The organism is Streptomyces lienomycini, from assembly GCF_027947595.1.
Classification (GTDB): Bacteria; Actinomycetota; Actinomycetes; order Streptomycetales; family Streptomycetaceae; genus Streptomyces; species Streptomyces lienomycini.
In genome coordinates, this window is record NZ_CP116257.1 from 2,777,255 (window position 1) to 2,791,751 (window position 14,497).

A 14,497-nucleotide genomic window follows, 5' to 3' on the forward strand; every position below is an offset into this window, starting at 1 on the left:
CGGGCTGCCCGAATCCTGCTTTGTCCTGAGTTGGGAAAAAGTTCAACCGGTCGCGGTCCAAGGGGTGTCCAGCCCGGAAGAACGCGGTTACCGTCCCTGAAGTGTTCAGGACACTCGCACCTCCGGGGTGACGGCGCACCCCGGCGCCCGCATCGCACGTCTCCGCACCCATCCCAGTACGGCCCACCCCCGTTCCCGGAGGGACTTCGTGCACAGAACCAGACTCAAAGCCACCAGCACCACCAGGCGCCCCAGGCTCCGCACCACCCTCGCCCTGTTCACCGGCCTGCTGCTGGCCGTGGGCACCCCGGCGACCGTCGCGGGCGCGCACCCCGGCCACCCGGAACACGACGACACGGCAGCCGTCGCCGACGGACAGTTCCAGCAGGTTCCGCTCGCCAAGGGCGAGCCCGAGATGGGCGAGCCGATGTCGCTCGCGGTACTCCCGGACCGCAGCGTCCTGCACACCGCCCGCGACGGCACACTGCGCCTGACCGACCAGGGCGGCGTCACCAAGGTCGTCGGCAAGATCCCCGTCTACAACCACGACGAGGAGGGCCTGCAGGGCGTCGGCATCGACCCGGACTTCGAGAACAACCGGGCGATCTACCTCTACTACGCGCCGCCGCTCGACACCCCCGCGGGCGACGCCCCGGAGAACGGCACCGCCGAGGACTTCAAGAAGTTCGACGGCGTCAACCGCCTCTCCCGCTTCGTCCTGAACGGCAACGGCACGCTGGACATGGCCAGCGAGAAGAAGGTCCTGGACGTCGCGGCCTCCCGCGGCACCTGCTGCCACGTCGGCGGCGACATCGCCTTCGACGCCGAGGGCAACCTCTACCTCTCCACCGGCGACGACTCCAACCCGTTCGCCTCCGACGGCTACACGCCGATCGACGAGCGCCCGGACCGCAACCCGGCCTTCGACGCCCGCCGCAGCGCCGGCAACACCAACGACCTGCGCGGCAAGATCCTGCGCATCAAGGTCGCCGAGGACGGCTCGTACACCGTCCCGGAGGGCAACCTCTTCGAACCCGGCACCGAGAAGACCCGCCCCGAGATCTACGCGATGGGCTTCCGCAACCCGTTCCGGATCAGCGTCGACAAGAAGACCGGCACGGTCTACGTCGGCGACTACGGCCCCGACGCGGGCGCCGCCGACCCGAAGCGCGGTCCGGCCGGACAGGTCGAGTTCGCCAAGGTCACCAAGGCCGCCAACTTCGGCTGGCCCTTCTGCACCGGCGACAACGACCCCTACGTCGACTACGACTTCGCCACCAAGACCTCCGGCGAGACCTTCGACTGCGCCGCCCCGAAGAACACCTCGCCGCACAACACCGGCCTCACCGACCTGCCGCCCGCGCAGGCCGCGTGGATCCCCTACGACGACGACTCCGTGCCGGAGTTCGGCAGCGGCTCCGAGTCCCCGATGGGCGGCCCGGTCTACCGCTACGACCCGGAGCTCGAGTCCAGCGTGAAGTTCCCCGAGGAGTACGACGGGGACTTCTTCGCCGGTGAGTTCGGCCGCCGGTGGATCAAGCGGATCGAGCAGACCGAGGACGGCGCGGTCGCGAAGATCAACGACTTCCCGTGGACCGGCACCCAGATCATGGACATGGAGTTCGGCCCCGACGGCGCGCTCTACGTCCTGGACTACGGCCTGTCCTGGTTCCAGGGCGACAAGGACTCCGGTCTCTACCGGATCGAGAACGCCGCGGACGGCTTCTCCCCGATCGCCGAGGTGAGCGCCAACAAGACCTCCGGCGCGGCCGGCCTGAAGGTCGCCTTCACCGCCACCGCCAAGGACGCCGACTCCCCGGACCTCACCTACGCCTGGGACTTCGGCGACGGCACCAAGGGCGAGGGGCTGAACCCCACCCACAAGTACAAGAAGGTCGGCACCTACACCGCGACCTTCACCGCCAAGGACCCCGAGGGCAACACCGGCAACGCCAGCGTCCGGATCGTGGTCGGCAACACCGAGCCCACGGTGGTCATCGAGACCCCCGGCAACGGCACCCTGCTCCCGATGGGCCAGCCCATCCCGTTCAAGGTGAAGGTCACCGACCCCGAGGAGACGATCGACTGCTCCAGGGTCAAGGTCGCCTACAGCCTCGGCCACGACTCCCACGCCCACGAGCTGACCAGCGAGATGGGCTGCGAGGGCACCCTCAACCCGCCGCCCGGTGACGGCGGCCACGACCCCAACGCCAACATCTACGGCGTCGTCGGCGCCAGCTACACCGACGGCGGGGCCAACGGCCAGGAGGCCCTGACCGGCACCGCCCGCACCGTCATCCAGCCGCCGCACCGCCAGGCCGAGCACTTCACCACCCAGCAGGGCGTGTCGCCCATCGACAAGACCGGTGCCAACGGCGGCAAGACCGTCGGCGACATCAACGACGGCGACTGGATCTCCTTCAGCCCCTACAAGTTCGACGGGCAGAAGAAGCTGACCGTACGCGCCTCCTCCGGCGGCGCCGGCGGCTACATCGAGGTGCGCACCGGCTCGCCCACCGGCAAGCTGCACGGCTCGGCGTACATCCCGCCCACCGGCAGCTGGGAGACCTTCCAGAACGTCGACGTGCCGCTGCGGTCCCTGCCCAAGAAGACCACCGACGTCTACCTGGTCTTCAAGGGCGGCGAGGGCGCGCTGTTCGACGTGGACGACTTCGAGTTCTCCAAGGAGCCGTTCAACGCCGGCAAGAAGGTCCTGGTCTTCTCCAAGACCGCCGGCTTCCGCCACGACTCCATCCCGGCCGGCATCGCCGCCCTGAAGGAGCTGGGCACCCCGGCCGGCATCTCGGTCACCGCGACCGAGGAGGCCGGACAGTTCACCACGGCCAACCTCGCCAAGTACGACGCGGTCGCCTTCCTGTCCACCACCGGTGACGTACTCAACGCCGATCAGCAGAAGGCGTTCGAGAACTACGTCAAGAACGGCGGCGGCTACATGGGCATCCACGCCGCCGCCGACACCGAGTACGACTGGGAGTTCTACGGCGGCCTCGTCGGCGCCTACTTCGACTCGCACCCGGCCATCCAGAAGGCCACCGTCCGCGTCGAGGACCACGACCACCCGGCCACCGCGCACCTCGACGACACCTGGGAGCGCACCGACGAGCTGTACAACTACCGCACCAACCCGCGCGAGCAGGCCAAGGTCCTCGCCACCCTCGACGAGACGACCTACGAGGGCGGGAACATGAAGGGCGACCACCCGATCGCCTGGTGCCAGAACTACGGCGGCGGCCGCTCCTTCTACACCGGCCTCGGCCACACCAAGGAGTCCTACGCGGACGAGGCCTTCCGCGGCCACCTGCTCGGCGGCATGCAGTACGCCACCGGCCAGGTCAAGGCCAACTGCAAGCCCGGCAAGGGCTACCGGGACATCTTCAACGGCCAGACCCTGGACGGCTGGAAGCAGGCCGGCCCCGGCAAGTTCAACGTCAAGGACGGCGTCCTGCAGTCCGAGGGCGGCATGGGCCTGCTCTGGTACCAGGCCAAGGAGCTGAAGTCGTACTCCCTCAAGCTCGACTGGAAGATGCGGGGCGACGACAACTCCGGTGTCTTCGTGGGCTTCCCGGCCTCCGACGACCCCTGGTCCGCCGTGAACAAGGGCTACGAGATCCAGATCGACGCCACGGACGCCGTGGACCGCACCACCGGTGCGATCTACACCTTCAAGGCGGCGAACATCAAGGCCCGTGACCAGGTTCTGCGGCCGCCCGGCCAGTGGAACTCCTACGAGATCAAGGTCCAGGGCGAACGCCTCCAGGTGTTCCTCAACGGAGTCAAGATCAACGACTTCACCAACAAGGACCCCGAGCGGAGCCTGACCGACGGCTACATCGGCCTGCAGAACCACGGCGCCGACGACCAGGTCTCCTTCCGCGACATCCAGCTCAAGGAACTGCCCTCCTAGAGCGCCCCGCCCCTCCGGGGCAACCGGAACGGCGGCGGGCGGAGGACGCCGGACCTCCGCCCGCCGTCACCCCGACGGAACACCCCCCCCGGCCGTACCACCGCTCGTGTGTGCCCGACGCGCTCGACAAGGAGGCTGCCCATGTCCGCGTCCCCCTCTGCTTCCTCCCACGGCTCCCGTACCGGTGTCTGGCTGATCGGAGCCCGCGGTTCCGTCGCCACCACGGTGGTGGCGGGCTGCGCCGCCGTGACCGCGGGGCTGCATCCCCCGACCGGCATGGTCACCGAGGCCCCCGACTTCGCCGGCGCGGGGCTGCCCGCCCTCTCGTCCCTCGTCTTCGGCGGCCACGACACCGTGGACTGCCCCCTGCCCAAGCGGGCGGAGGCACTGGCCGCGGGCGGCGTGCTGCCACACGGACTCCCCTCGGCCGTACACGCCGAACTGGCCGCGGCCGACCGCGAGATCCGCCCCGGCGGCCCGCTGCCCGGCGACACCCGGGACGAGGAGGAACTGATCGCCGCGTTCGCCGCGGACATCACCGACTTCGCCCGACGCTGCGGAGCCGACCGTACGGTGGTGGTGAACGTGGCCTCCACCGAGCCCGCCCCCACCGGACGCACCCTCCCCGCCAGCTCCCTGTACGCGGCCGCCGCGCTGCGGGCCGGCTGCCCGTACGTCAACTTCACCCCGTCGACCGGCCTGCACCATCCGGCACTGGCCGCACCGGCCGCCGCGAGCGGCCTGCCGTACGCGGGCCGCGACGGCAAGACCGGTCAGACCCTGCTGCGTTCGGTGCTGGGCCCGATGTTCGCACAGCGGGCGCTGGCCGTGCGCGCCTGGTCGGGCACGAACCTGCTGGGCGGCGGCGACGGTGCCGCGCTGGCCGACCCGGCGGCGGCCGCCGCCAAGAACGCCGGCAAGGAACGCGTCCTCGCCGACACCCTCGGTGCGCCCGTCGAGGGCGAGGTCCACATCGACGACGTCCCCGCGCTCGGCGACTGGAAGACCGCCTGGGACCACATCGCGTTCGACGGCTTCCTCGGCGCGCGCATGTTCCTCCAGACCACCTGGCAGGGCTGCGACTCGTCCCTCGCCGCCCCGCTCGTGCTGGACCTGGCCCGGCTGGTCGCCCGCGCCCGGCAGAAGGGGCTGTCCGGGCCGCTGGGTGAACTGGGCTTCTTCTTCAAGGACCCGGTGGGGGACGGGCCGTCGTCCCTGGCCGAGCAGTACGCCGAGCTGAAACGCTTCGCCGGACGGCTCGGGGGAGAGACCCGGGCCGACGGAGCCGACGCCGCCGCTCAGGGCGTCGTGACGGCCGACGTGGCAACCGCGGGGCACGGCGAGGGCAACGATGTCGCCGAGCGCGCGGCCTGGGCACCCGGGGGCGACACCGGTGACGCCACGGCCGATCGGCAGAGCGACGACATCCACGAGCACGGGGCGCGACGATGAACCGCGCCGCCGCCACGGCCCCGGACACGCCCGCGGAGACCGGCACGACCGGCACGACGGCCGCGCGGTGCCCGGCCTCCGCCGAGAACGCGGGCCCGCCTCCCGAAGGCGCCGGGCCCCGCCCCCACGGCGGCCTCGCCTCCCGCGCCGGCGCCTGGGCCGAACTACTGCGCCTGCCGGCCCTGTTCACCGTCCCCGGCGACGCCCTGGCCGGGGCGGCGGCGGCCGGTGTCCGCCCCGGCCCCCGCACCCTGCTCGCCATCGGCTCCTCCCTGTGCCTGTACGAGGCAGGGATGGCCCTCAACGACTGGGCGGACCGCGCCGAGGACGCCGCCGAGCGACCCCACCGCCCCCTCCCGTCCGGCCGCATCCGCCCTGCCGCCGCGCTCACCGCGGCCGGCGTCCTCACCGGCGCCGGACTGGCGATGGCCGCCGGCGCGGGACGACCGGCCCTCGCCGTCGCCGCGCCCCTGGCGGCCACCGTCTGGGCCTACGACCTCGCCCTGAAGCACACACCGGCCGGTCCCGCGGCCATGGCCGCCGCCCGCGGACTCGACCTGCTCCTGGGCGCGGCCGCCACGGGCGGAGGCACCCGGGCCGCGCTGCCCTCAGCCGCCCTGCTCGGCGGCCACACCCTCGCGGTCACGGCCGTCTCCCGCCGCGAGACCACCGGCGGTGCGGTCCTGGCCCCGCTGGCGGCCCTCGCGACGACCGGGGTGCTGGCCCGCCTGGTCACGCACCGCCCCGCCCGACTCCCGGCAGGCCGGCGGGCAGCAGCCGCCCCCGGCCTGCCGGGCTCCACTGCGGCCCCGTCACCCGCCGCCGAGGCCCTCACGGTCGCGCTGGGCGCCGCCTACGCCGCCACGGCGGCCCGCCCCTACTTCCATGCCGCCCTCAACCCGTCGCCCCCACTCACCCAACGCGCCGTGGGCGGCGGCATCCGGGCCACGATCCCGCTCCAGGCGGCACTCGCCGCCCGCTCCGGCGCGAGCGCCACCTCCCTCCTGGTCGCGGCCCTCGCCCCGGCTGGCCGGCTGTTCGCGCGGAGGGCCGCCATGCGGAGGGTGAGCATCACATGAGCCAGCACCCGAACCCGGGCCCGAACCAGCACCCGAACCAGCACTCGAATCAGGGCCCGAACCAGCACCCGAACCAGCACCCGAACGAACCCGGGGACGGCCCCGCCCCCCACCCGCTCCGCTTCGGCTACGGGACCAACGGGCTCACCGACCTCCGCCTCGACGACGCCCTCGCCCTCCTCGCCGACCTGGGATACGACGGCGTCGGCCTGACCCTCGACCACATGCACCTCGACCCCCTGGCCGACGACCTCGCCGCCCGCACCCGGCGGGTGGCGCGACGACTGGACGCCCTCGGCCTGGGCGTCACCGTGGAGACGGGCGCCCGCTACGTCCTCGACCCGCGCCGCAAGCACGGCCCCTCCCTGCTCGACCCGGACCCGGCGGACCGCGCCCGCCGCGCGGACCTCCTCGTCCGTGCCGTCGACGTCGCCGCCGACCTCGGGGCCCACGCCGTGCACTGCTTCAGCGGCATCACCCCGGCCGGAACGGACGAGGACACGGCATGGAAGCGGCTGGCCGAGTCCCTCGCCCCGGCCCTGGACGCCGCCGCCACCGCGGGCGTCCCCCTCGCGGTGGAGCCCGAACCGGGCCACCTCCTCGCCACGCTCGCCGACTTCCACACCCTGCGCCGCACCCTCGGAGACCCCGACGCCCTCGGTCTCACCCTGGACATCGGCCACTGCCAGTGCCTCGAACCCCTCCCTCCCGCCGACTGCGTGCGCGCCGCCGGCCCCTGGCTGCGCCACGTGCAGATCGAGGACATGCGCCGCGGTGTCCACGAGCACCTCCCCTTCGGTGACGGCGAGATCGACTTCCCGCCCGTCCTCGAGGCCCTCGCCGCCACCGGCTACCAGGGCCTGACCGTCGTCGAACTGCCCCGCCACTCCCACGCGGGCCCCCACTTCGCCGCACACTCCCTCCCGTTCCTGCGCCGCGCCGCACCGGCGCCGCCACCCCGCACCAACCGCTCGGGCCCGCCCTCCGCCACCCACTGAAGGGAGCCACCCCCATGACGCAGCCACACGCCACCCACGTCACCCCCGACACCCAGGACGCGGACGGCACCCCCGGCGGCGGGCAGGACCTCCAGGGCACCACCCCCGCCCACACCCCGCCCGCCGACCTGCGCGCCGCCCTCTCCGCCCGGCTCGGCGGAGCCGCCCGCGCCTGGCTGGACCAGGCCCTGGACGAGGCCACCGCCCACCCCGGCACCCACGGCCCCATCTCGGTGTGGGAACTGCGCCTCGCCGAGGCCGGCCGCCGCTGCGGGCCCGCCCACGCCGACGCCGCCCGCGTCCTCGTCCTGCACGCCGCCCGCGCCGACACGGACGCCCTCACCCGGGTCTACACCCAGGGCACCGCCGACGAACGCCGCGCCGTCCTGCACGCCCTGCCCCACCTCGTGCCGGGCCCGGACGCCCTCCCACTCGTCGAGGACGCGCTGCGCACCAACGACACCCGGCTCGTCGCCGCCGCCCTCGGCCCGTACGCCGCCCGGCACCTCGACCCGCACCAGTGGCGGCACGCCGTACTCAAGTGCCTGTTCACCGGCGTCCCCGTCGACAGCGTGGCGGACCTCGCCCGCCGCGCCCACGACGACGACGAACTCGCCCGGATGCTCGCCGACTACGCCGCCGAACGCACCGCCGCGGACCGCACCGTCCCCGAAGACCTGCACCGCGTCCTGGCCCTGACCGAGTCCGGACGCCCCGCGCCCGGCACGGCCGACCCCCACGGCAAGGAGTCCTGATGCGCATCTTCGACCCCCACATCCACATGACCTCCCGGACCACCGACGACTACGAGGCCATGCACGCCGCCGGTGTCCGCGCCGTCGTCGAACCCTCCTTCTGGCTCGGCCAGCCCCGCACCTCTCCCGACTCCTTCCGCGACTACTTCGACGCCCTCCTCGGCTGGGAACCCTTCCGCGCCGCCCAGTACGGCATCGCCCACCACTGCACCATCGCCCTCAACCCCAAGGAGGCGAACGACCCCCGCTGCCTGCCCGTCCTCGACGAACTGCCCCGCTACCTCGTCAAGGACCGGGTGGTCGCCGTCGGTGAGATCGGCTACGACTCGATGACACCCGCCGAGGACACCGCACTGGCCACCCAGCTCCAACTGGCCGCCGACCACGGCCTGCCCGCCCTCGTGCACACCCCGCACCGCGACAAGCTCGCCGGCCTGCGCCGCACCCTGGACGCGGTCCGCGAGTCCGCCCTGCCCACGGACCGGGTACTCGTCGACCACCTCAACGAGACCACCGTCAAGGAGGCCAAGGACAGCGGCGCCTGGCTCGGCTTCTCCGTCTATCCGGACACCAAGATGGACGAGACCCGGATGGTCGCCCTCCTGCGCGAGTACGGCCCGGAACAGGTCCTGGTGAACTCCGCAGCCGACTGGGGCAGGAGCGACCCGCTCAAGACCCGCAAGGTCGGCGACCTGATGCTCGCCGAGGGCTTCGGCGAGGACGACGTGGACCGGGTGCTGTGGCGCAACCCCGTCGCCTTCTACGGACTCAGCGGACGCCTGGAACTCGACGTGGCCTCGGGCGACGCCACCCACGAGGGCAACTCCATCCTGCGCGGCGGGGAGTGAGCCATGCGCTTCCGGCACCCCGACGGCTCCACCGTCCACCTCGCCTACTGCACCAACGTCCACCCCGCCGAGACCCTCGACGGCGTCCTCGCCCAGCTCCGCGACCACTGCGAGCCGGTCCGCCGGCGCCTGGGCCGCGACCGTCTCGGCATCGGACTGTGGCTCGCCCGCGACGCCGCCCACGCCCTGGTCACCGACCCCGCCGCCCTGCGCGCCCTGCGCACCGAACTCGACCGGCGCGGCCTGGAAGTCGTCACCCTCAACGGCTTCCCGTACGAGGGCTTCGGCGCCGAGGAGGTCAAGCACCGCGTCTACAAACCGGACTGGGCCGACCCCGAACGCCTCGACCACACCACCTCCCTGGCCCGACTGCTCGCCGGACTCCTGCCCGACGACGTCACGGACGGCACCATCTCCACCCTGCCGCTCGCCTGGCGCACCGCCTACGACGACACCCGCGCCGACAAGGCCCGCGCCGCCCTCGCCACGCTCGCCGAACGCCTCGACGCGCTCCAGGAACTGACCGGCCGCTCCATCCGCATCGGCCTGGAACCCGAACCCGGCTGCGTCGTCGAGACCACCCACGACGCCATCGCCCCCCTGACCGCGATCGGCCACGAACGCATCGGCATCTGCGTCGACACCTGCCACCTCGCCACCTCCTTCGAAGACCCGCACACCGCCCTGGACGCCCTCACCGCCGCCCGCGTACCCGTCGTCAAGTCCCAGCTGTCCGCCGCACTGCACGCCGAACACCCCGCAGACCCCGCCGTCCGCGAAGCCCTCGCCGCGTTCGCCGAACCGCGCTTCCTGCACCAGACCCGCACCACCACCCCCTCCGGCGGCCTCCACGGCACCGACGACCTCGACGAGGCACTCACGGACGGCGGCCCCCTGCCCCGCACCGCGCCGTGGCGCTCCCACTTCCACGTCCCCCTCCACGCGGCCCCCGCCGCGCCCCTCACCTCCACCCTCCCCGTGCTCAAGGCCGCGCTGACCCGGCTCGTCGGCGGGCCGCACCCCCTCACCCACCACCTGGAGGTCGAGACCTACACCTGGCAGGCCCTCCCGCCCGAGCTGCGGCCCCGCGCCCGCGCCCAGCTCACCGACGGCATCGCCGCCGAGCTGACCCTCGCCCGCGACCTGTTGACGGACCTCGGCCTGAAGGAACTGCCATGACCCGACCCACCTCCTCCGACGGACCGACCCCCCTCCTCGTCCTGGACGTCGTCGGCCTCACCCCCCGTCTCCTCGACCACATGCCCCACCTCAAGCAGCTCGGCCAGTCCGGCTCCCGCGCACCGCTCGGCACCGTCCTGCCCGCCGTCACCTGCGCCGCCCAGTCCACCTTCCTCACCGGCACCACACCGTCCGAGCACGGCATCGTCGGCAACGGCTGGTACTTCCGGGAACTCGGCGACGTCCTGCTGTGGCGCCAGCACAACGGCCTCGTCTCCGGCGACAGACTCTGGGACGCCGCCCGCCGCGCCCACCCCGGCTACACCGTCGCCAACATCTGCTGGTGGTACGCCATGGGCGCCGACACCGACATCACCGTCACCCCCCGTCCCGTCTACTACGCCGACGGCCGCAAGGAACCCGACTGCTACACCCGGCCCCCGGCCCTGCACGACGAACTCACCGACAAGCTCGGCACCTTCCCCCTCTTCCACTTCTGGGGACCCGGCGCGGACCTGGTCTCCAGCCAGTGGATCATCGACGCCACCCGGCACATCATGGCCACCCGCCATCCCGACCTGACCCTCTGCTACCTCCCTCACCTCGACTACGACCTGCAGCGCTTCGGCCCCGACGACCCGCGCTCCCTGAAGGCCGCCGCCGACCTGGACGCGGCGCTGGCACCGCTGCTCGACGACGCCCGCACCGAGGGCCGCACCGTCGTCGCGCTCTCCGAGTACGGCATCACCCCCGTCAGCCGGCCCGTGGACATCAACCGCGCCCTGCGCCGCGCCGGGCTCCTCGAGGTGCACACCCAGGACGGCATGGAATACCTCGACCCGATGGCCTCCCGCGCCTTCGCCGTCGCCGACCACCAGATCGCCCACGTGTACGTCCGCCGCCCCGAGGACCTCGACGCGACCCGCGCCGCCCTGGACGGACTGCCCGGCATCGAGCAACTCCTCGACGACGAGGGCAAGAAGGCCCAGCACCTCGACCATCCGCGCGCCGGCGAACTCGTCGCCGTGGCGGAGCCGGACGCCTGGTTCACGTACTACTACTGGCTCGACGACGACCGCGCGCCCGACTTCGCGCAGCTCGTCGAGATCCACCGCAAACCCGGCTACGACCCGGTCGAGCTGTTCATGGATCCACTCGACCCCTACGTCAAGGTCAAGGCGGCCGGCGCCCTGGCCCGCAAGAAACTCGGCATGCGCTACCGCATGGCGGTCGTGCCCCTGGACGCCTCACCTATTCGAGGCAGCCACGGCCGCCTCCCCGCGAGCGACGACGACGGTCCGCTCCTCATCTGCTCCACCCCCCGCGCTGTCGGAGACCGCGTCGCGGCCACCGACGTGAAACAACTCCTGCTCCGGCTGGCCGGACTCGGCTGACGCACCACCCGGTGCACCCGCCTCCATCCGACTACTGAGAGTGAAGCACACGGCACTGACAACGGCCCGCCCGAGCCGCATCGGCGCAGGCCACGACCCTGAAGGCAGGCATCCGTGACCCCGTTCACCGACCCCTCCCGCACCGACGCCGGCACCGCCCCGGCCGCCGACGGCCCGGACGAGAGCCTGCGCCGCAGCCTGGGCGTAGGCCGGCGCCGCTTCCTCAGCACCTGCACCGCCGTGGCGGCCGGAGCCGTCGCGGCCCCCGTGTTCGGCGCCTCCCCGGCCCTCGCCCACGGCCGGGGCAGAGACGACGACCACGACCACGGCCATGGACACGGCCACGGCCACGGGCAGATCCTCGTCCCCGCCGACAAGCGCGGCATCATCCTCTACACCGTCCGGGACGCCACGGCCCGCGACCCCCTCGCCTCCGACCTGCCCTCCGGCTTCCGCGAGGTGTTCAAGCAGCTGGCCCGGCACGGCTACCGCCAGGTGGAGTTCGCCGGGTACAACCAGCACGCCAACGCGCCGGGCGGCGCGAGCCTGGAGTCCGTCAAGGGCGCCCGGCTGCTGCGCTCCTGGCTCGACGACTACGGTCTGCGCGCCCAGGGCAACCACGGCTTCATCCCGTCCTCCTGGCCGCTGACCACGGCGGACAAGGACACCTTCAAGAAGCACCTGGAGATCGCCAACATCCTCGGCATGGACCACATGGGCACCGGCGGCGACCCCACCGGCAGCTCGTACCGTGCCGACTGGGACGTCGCCGCCGACAAGTGGAACGCCCTCGGAGCGATCGCCCACCGGGAGGGCATCAAGCTCTACACCCACAACCACGACAGCGCCTACGGCTTCCTGCTCGACGGCGGCCCGCTGGACGGCCAGGGCCGGCCCACCCGCAGTTCGGGCATCCGGAAGCTCGAGTACTTCCTCAAGGTCACCGACCCGAGAGTCGTGTGGCTGGAGATGGACATCTTCTGGGCGCACGTCGCCCAGTACAAGTTCCGCGAGTACACCGCCCACGACGGCTCCACCAGGAAGAACGTCTTCGACCCGGCGGGCCTGGTCGTCCGCCACAACCGGCGCTACCCGCTGTTCCACGCCAAGGACGGCGTCGTCAGCACCACCAACGGCCAGGGCTACGACATGGTGCCCTTCGGGACCGGCGTCATCGACTACACGACCTTCTTCTCCAGGGTCGGGCAGCGCAACTACCACAACCCGATGATCGAGGACGACAACTCACCGAGCGCCACCGACCCCTCCCAGTCCCTGCGGGAGGCCAAGATCAGCTACGACAACCTGGCGGCCCTGCGCAAGCGTCGCCACTGATCCGAGGCACCACGACACGGACCGGGCGGTCCCTTCCGCGTACTGAGGGAGGGACCGCCCGGTCCGTGCGAAGCAGGCTTCGTCAGGTCGCCCCTCACCTCACCCCTCGCCGAGCGGCCGGGGATTGGGCGTGACGCGCTTGTCCTTCGAACGCCCCGGCGGCCGCAGGGACAGCGCCACGAACCCGGCGAAGATCGAGATGCATCCCGCCAGCGTGTAGGCGCCGTTGTAGCCCCAGGCACCGACCACCACGGAGCCCATGCCCGCGCCCAGACCGGAGACGAGCTTGGAGCTGTAGACCATCCCGTAGTTGGTGGCGTTGTTGTTCTCGCCGAAGTAGTCCGCCGTCAGCGCCGCGAACATCGGGAAGATGGCGCCGCCGCCGAAACCGGATATCGCGGAGAAGACCAGGAACAGCGGCAGGTTCTTGGTCTCGGCCGCCAGGATGATGCCGAACTGGGCGAGGCCCAGGATCGCGCACACGTAGAGCAGGCACTGCTTGCGGCCGTACAGGTCGGAGAGCCAGCCGATGACGCCGCGACCGGTGCCGTTGACGATCGCCTTCAGCGACATCGCGGTGGCCACGATCCCGGCCGCGAAGCCCGCGTCCTCGCCGATGTCGACCTGGAAGGCGATACCGAAGATGTTCACGCCGGACGTACAGGCGAGGCAGAACCACATCAGCGCCACCCGGCCGGTCCGCCAGGCCTCCAGCGGGGAGTACTGCTTGACGGCCGGGGGGTTCTTCGCCAGCGAACGCCGGGCCCGCGGGTCGTTCGGCGGGTTCAGCGGATCGACGGCGGCCGGCCACCAGTTCTTCGGCGGGTCACGGAAGTAGAAGCCGGCGAAGGCCACCATCGCGGCGAGGAAGACACCCGCCGAGACCAGCACCCAACGGAAGTTCGAGCCGTCCATGTAGCCGTGGAAGATGAAGACGAACGGCACCGAACCGTAGGCGAAGCCACCGTTGACGAATCCCGTCTTGCCGCCCCTGCGCTCCGGATACCACTTGCCGACCATGTTGACGCAGGTCGCGTACACCATGCCCGCGCCCATGCCGCTGAACACACCGAAGCCGATGAAGGCGAAGGCGACGTGCGGCGCGAACGCCAGCGAGAGATAGCCGAGCAGCGTGCCGGCCGCACCCAGCATCATCGCCCAGCGCGCCGGCAGTTTGCCGTTCTCACGCAGCCGACCCGCCGGAAAGGCGACCGCGGCCTGGCAGAACACCCAGGCGGTCATCATCCAGTAGATGCTGCCGCTGGACCAGTTGTGCGCCTCGTGCAACGTGTCCTCGGCGGACGCGAACGCGTACTCGGCGGAGGAGATGCCCATCATGCCGATCCAGGGCAGGATCACCATCCACTTGCGCTTGCGCCCCATGATGTCGATGTCGGACTCGCCCACGCGATAGACGCGTCCGTTCCGGTCGGTCACCTCCCGGTAGCCGGCGACCCGTGTGACATCGGTGGTTGTCATGTCAATCGCACCCCTTGCGTCGAAAGTTCTGGCCAGCGCCCCCTGTCCAATGC

General features: G+C 72.0%; 10 protein-coding genes. 9 read left to right on the top strand and 1 reads right to left on the bottom strand.

Annotation, left to right across the window (positions count from 1 at the left end; translation table 11 throughout):
* Nucleotides 1-208: 208 nt before the first annotated feature.
* The 9 genes from BJ961_RS12540 to BJ961_RS12580 all read left to right on the top strand — a co-directional run bounded on the left by BJ961_RS12540 (nt 209) and on the right by BJ961_RS12580 (nt 12,965).
* Entirely contained in the window at nt 209-3,925 is a 3,717-nt protein-coding gene (locus BJ961_RS12540; protein WP_271321381.1) for a ThuA domain-containing protein, read from the top strand.
* A 141-nt stretch (nt 3,926-4,066) separates the two neighbouring features.
* Nucleotides 4,067-5,377, top strand: a complete 1,311-nt coding sequence (locus tag BJ961_RS12545) for an inositol-3-phosphate synthase (RefSeq protein WP_271321382.1) — start codon at nt 4,067-4,069, stop codon at nt 5,375-5,377.
* The gene (locus BJ961_RS12550; RefSeq protein WP_271321383.1) at nt 5,374-6,456 is read left to right on the top strand and encodes an SCO3242 family prenyltransferase; all 1,083 of its coding nucleotides are present in this window, start codon (nt 5,374-5,376) and stop codon (nt 6,454-6,456) included. The genes BJ961_RS12545 and BJ961_RS12550 overlap by 4 nt, the downstream gene beginning before the upstream one ends.
* Nucleotides 6,453-7,454, top strand: coding sequence for a sugar phosphate isomerase/epimerase family protein (locus BJ961_RS12555; protein ID WP_271321384.1), 1,002 nt, complete (start codon nt 6,453-6,455; stop codon nt 7,452-7,454). The genes BJ961_RS12550 and BJ961_RS12555 overlap by 4 nt, the downstream gene beginning before the upstream one ends.
* Before the next feature lie 14 nt (nt 7,455-7,468).
* A complete protein-coding gene (locus BJ961_RS12560) occupies nt 7,469-8,209 on the top strand; it encodes an EboA domain-containing protein (protein ID WP_271321385.1) in 741 nt (246 codons plus the stop codon).
* Entirely contained in the window at nt 8,209-9,057 is an 849-nt protein-coding gene (locus tag BJ961_RS12565; protein WP_271321386.1) for a TatD family hydrolase, read from the top strand. The genes BJ961_RS12560 and BJ961_RS12565 overlap by 1 nt, the downstream gene beginning before the upstream one ends.
* Before the next feature lie 3 nt (nt 9,058-9,060).
* Entirely contained in the window at nt 9,061-10,236 is a 1,176-nt protein-coding gene (gene eboE, locus BJ961_RS12570; RefSeq protein ID WP_271321387.1) for a metabolite traffic protein EboE, read from the top strand.
* On the top strand, nt 10,233-11,630 hold the full coding sequence (locus BJ961_RS12575) for a nucleotide pyrophosphatase/phosphodiesterase family protein (RefSeq protein ID WP_271321388.1): 1,398 nt from the start codon (nt 10,233-10,235) through the stop codon (nt 11,628-11,630). Before eboE ends, BJ961_RS12575 begins: the two co-directional genes overlap by 4 nt.
* Before the next feature lie 114 nt (nt 11,631-11,744).
* Nucleotides 11,745-12,965 carry a sugar phosphate isomerase/epimerase family protein gene (locus BJ961_RS12580; RefSeq protein WP_271321389.1) on the top strand — a complete coding sequence of 407 codons (1,221 nt, stop codon included), beginning with the start codon at nt 11,745-11,747 and terminating at the stop codon, nt 12,963-12,965.
* Between the two features lie 99 nt (nt 12,966-13,064).
* On the opposite strand, the gene BJ961_RS12585 is transcribed toward BJ961_RS12580, so the two are convergent.
* Nucleotides 13,065-14,444 carry an OFA family MFS transporter gene (locus BJ961_RS12585; RefSeq protein WP_271321390.1) on the bottom strand — a complete coding sequence of 460 codons (1,380 nt, stop codon included), beginning with the start codon at nt 14,442-14,444 and terminating at the stop codon, nt 13,065-13,067.
* Between the last annotated feature and the right edge of the window lie 53 nt (nt 14,445-14,497).